This is a genomic window from Peribacillus sp. P4_D6, from assembly GCF_056401795.1.
Map to the genome: position 1 here is coordinate 1 of NZ_JBFUIQ010000240.1, position 3,377 is coordinate 3,377.

Annotated in this window: 5 protein-coding genes; 1 reads left to right on the forward strand and 4 read right to left on the reverse strand. The window is 38.5% G+C overall.

The genetic code is table 11. The annotated features are described in order from the left end of the window. Both AC1DVB_RS26100 and AC1DVB_RS26105 read right to left on the reverse strand, forming a co-directional pair. Positions 1-140, reverse strand: a 140-nt coding sequence (locus AC1DVB_RS26100) for a thymidylate synthase (RefSeq protein WP_477591696.1), incomplete at its 3' end; no start/stop codon positions are given. 57 nt (positions 141-197) lie between these two features. Beyond that, positions 198-911: an anthrax toxin lethal factor-related metalloendopeptidase gene (locus tag AC1DVB_RS26105; RefSeq protein WP_057277317.1), complete on the reverse strand. Its 714-nt coding sequence runs from the start codon at positions 909-911 to the stop codon at positions 198-200. A gap of 224 nt (positions 912-1,135) precedes the next feature. On the opposite strand from AC1DVB_RS26105, the gene AC1DVB_RS26110 reads away from it, so the two are divergent. Next, positions 1,136-1,378, forward strand: a complete 243-nt coding sequence (locus tag AC1DVB_RS26110) for a hypothetical protein (RefSeq protein WP_048686776.1) — start codon at positions 1,136-1,138, stop codon at positions 1,376-1,378. A gap of 639 nt (positions 1,379-2,017) precedes the next feature. On the opposite strand, the gene AC1DVB_RS26115 is transcribed toward AC1DVB_RS26110, so the two are convergent. Continuing rightward, positions 2,018-2,236, reverse strand: a complete 219-nt coding sequence (locus AC1DVB_RS26115) for a hypothetical protein (protein ID WP_477591694.1) — start codon at positions 2,234-2,236, stop codon at positions 2,018-2,020. 126 nt (positions 2,237-2,362) lie between these two features. Beyond that, on the reverse strand, positions 2,363-3,133 hold the full coding sequence (locus AC1DVB_RS26120; RefSeq protein ID WP_239858350.1) for a TerC family protein: 771 nt from the start codon (positions 3,131-3,133) through the stop codon (positions 2,363-2,365). Positions 3,134-3,377: the final 244 nt, after the last annotated feature.

Here is a 3,377-nt window from a genome sequence, read left to right on the forward strand (position 1 = left end):
GTTGTAAGTACAGGGAATCCATCTTTTAAATTGAATCTCATTTGATATCCAAAGGTACTGATCGTTCCTGTCCCCGTACGATCACCTTTTTGCGTTCCATTTTCGAGTACATGCTTACATAAATCTAAATATTGCTTCATGATAAACCACCTTTTCTACTTTCATTCTCCTTATTTTAACGTATTATTGCCCAATGTTTAATCTAATTGTTTAATAAAATTATAAGTCTCGGGTGCTTTTTGTCTAAGCAATTGATTTTGTTCATGGTTCACATAAAACATGGCGAACGTTTCTGCAAAATATTCCTCAGGGTAGTTGGAAAAATACGTAATCCCTGGAAACAGCCCATCCACTTCCTTGCCCCAAATCTTCAAATAATCCATGTCATCACGGATTCCATCAAACACTATATTATCAATGGAGTGCCCCAGCTCATGCAGTTCCAAATTAACCGAGCCATGCCCGTTGCCCTTGTCACTCGCCCCGATTTTAACCAATACCGTATGTGATCCGCCCATACCAGGCACATCATCCCAAGTTGTTTCTTTATTCAAATAACCACGCGGAGTTATCCCCTTTAATTTGGCCGCGGATTGATTTTCTGTTATATCGCCATCGAATAGTTTGATCCTCACACCACTTTCCGCTGTTTTCACCAAAAGTGAATGAGGCAATTTATTAATGGTTCCCGCAATTTTCAGTGCTTCCCCTTGATCGTACTCCTCTTCTGGAAATAAAAATATTCTTTGCAATTCTTTATTTCCCTTAAAAAGTTCAGCTTGTCTTAAAAGATTATCTTTGGGTAAATTCCGCCATTTTACCCCATCATCTTTCGCTAATGAATAGGAGAGCATTGAGAGTAAAAAGACAAACAATGCTAATATGGATAACCACCATTTCTTCCTTTTCATACTCTTCTCCCCTTTCTTCATTCTTCATGTATCGTTAAGAAAATATATGTTATTTAAAATCTCTAAATCTTACATACTATTATATTAGTATAACATATTGCCTAAATGTAAAAGTTCTATGTTTTTTTGGTAATTTTGGTTGCACATTCATCCCGAGAAGAACCATTGATCCGCGGTTTTCATATATCAAATATATATAATCGTAAAAGGTTTAAGGTGATCGCATGGAAACCAACAATAAAAAAGCCATCTTGAATGAGCAACATGAACTTGCTGAAGAAGTCCTTGATATTTACAGTTTAAAAGTGTTTATCATTCTCGACCTTTTTCTGTTCTCCATTTTCTTTGGCATACTGCTGCATCCGCTACTATCTTCTCTATGGCTTAACTTTTTATTGCCTTTGCTTTTTTTCACTACATTTACCGCTCTTCTTCAAATACTTGATATTTTCCATAAAAAAAGCTGACATCATTTTTGATGTCAGCTTTAAACTGTAGGTGAACTCGAAGAAAAAGCCTTTCACCTTCAATTTTTTCTTTGTATTAACATTTCAGTTGATTTCAGAAATCCGCTCCCTTTCCGCCGACTGTCTGCCAAGCCTCCTCGACGCAAGCGTCTGTGGGGTCTCGGCTAGCCAGTTATTCGGCAGGAGTGTCGCAAATTTCTTCAATCCTATGAGGGTTTCATCCATAAAAAAGCAAGACATGGTTAGGGTTGAGACCATTCAAATCGCCAGACTGAAGACAATTTAGAAGAAAAGCGAGTTACCCTGTAGTTTTCATTTAAAAAACATTCCAGTTGATTGGAACGTAAGGTACGAGACTCCTGCGGGAAAAGCGTGGCCAAGGGAGACCCCGCAGGCGAGCGCCGAGGAGGCTCCCGGACCGCCCGCGGAAAGCGAGTGCCTGGAGTGGAAATCAACGCTCAGATTTACTATCCCTCAAAAAAACGTTCCAGTTGATCGGAAGAGGTGTACGAGACTCCTGCGGGCGAAGAGAGTGATTATTTTTTAATATAATGAAGCATTGCCAGTTGACCTAATTTTTGTACTTTGGTTAATTTGAAATTCACAGATGAATTCCAACTAGCCATTCCACCTATTATTTTAGGGAAAGGAATCTCCCTTTATATCGGAGATGATATTACTCAAATTTTCTTTGAAAAATTCACGAGCTAAGTTTCCTCCGCCAATTAACCATATATCTTTACCAGGCTTTTGTTTTATATTTTTGATGAAGGTTTTGACATCTTCATCAATAAATGAGGCATATTCATCTGATCCTACTAACAGATTTAGAAAAAACATAATTTTTAAATTCTTCATTTAATTTGATTCTTAAACAATGAACTTTTTTATGGAAAATCGGAAAAGGGCTTCGGGATGAGACCATTCCGAAACTTTGGCGAAAAAAAGCTGACATCATTTTGATGACAGCTTTTTAAATGGCGCTCAGCCATGTTCCTTGACCTTTTTCCCTTTCTTCAAATGATACACCATTGTAGTGCCGAAAATCAGTAATATAAAGACAAAAAAGATCGCAGGCGGGATTTCGATCCCTGCAACTGCCATTAACATTTTTATTGCAATGAATCCGATAAGGACATAAGCGGCGGTTTCCAATTCTGGAACCTTATCTATCAATTTTAGAAATACTCCGGCCACTCCCCGCATCATCAAGACACCAATCATTCCGCCTGTCAAAAGGACCCAGACTTTTTCACTCACTCCGAAAGCGGCCAAGACACTATCGACGGAAAATGCTATATCCATCAATTCCACTGCCGCAACCGTTCCCCATAAAGTACCAAACATTCGGATCAGTATGCTGTTTTTACTCATTCCCTGAATATCTTCGTCGATCCCAGCTTGTTTTTTTCTTTTATCCCTAAAGTATTTAAACGAGAGCCAACCAAGGTAGGCGGCTCCAATCACCTTCACCCACCAAAGCTTTATGAGGAAAACACCGATTCCAATCGCTATAAATCTAAAAGCATAAGCACCAAACAAACCGTAAAATAATGCTTTTTTCCGTTGTTTTTGAGGAAGGTGCCTGACCATTACAGCTAATACCAGTGCGTTATCCGCTGATAGCAATCCTTCCATTAAGACGAGCGTTCCGATCAACCCCCAGCTCACAGGGTCGGATAAAACCTCCACCCACATATGCCAGTCAAAAAATTGAGCATACGTTTGCACGATGTTATTTAACAACTCTGACATGATAAAGACTCCTCTGTTCCTATAACAGCAAAATTAGAAAACCTTTTAAAATAACATTGTTCCCAGTTATGATAAAAACTTTACTTTAAGTTTTAACACAAAATAAATACGTTGCAGGACAACGTATCATTCGATGCTTATTAAGTTTCATTTCATCATACTCTTCCACTTAAATAAAATCAACGAAATCCACCACTATGAGAGCTTTTGTTTACTCGTCCACTCTGGCGGCGTATTTTTATCC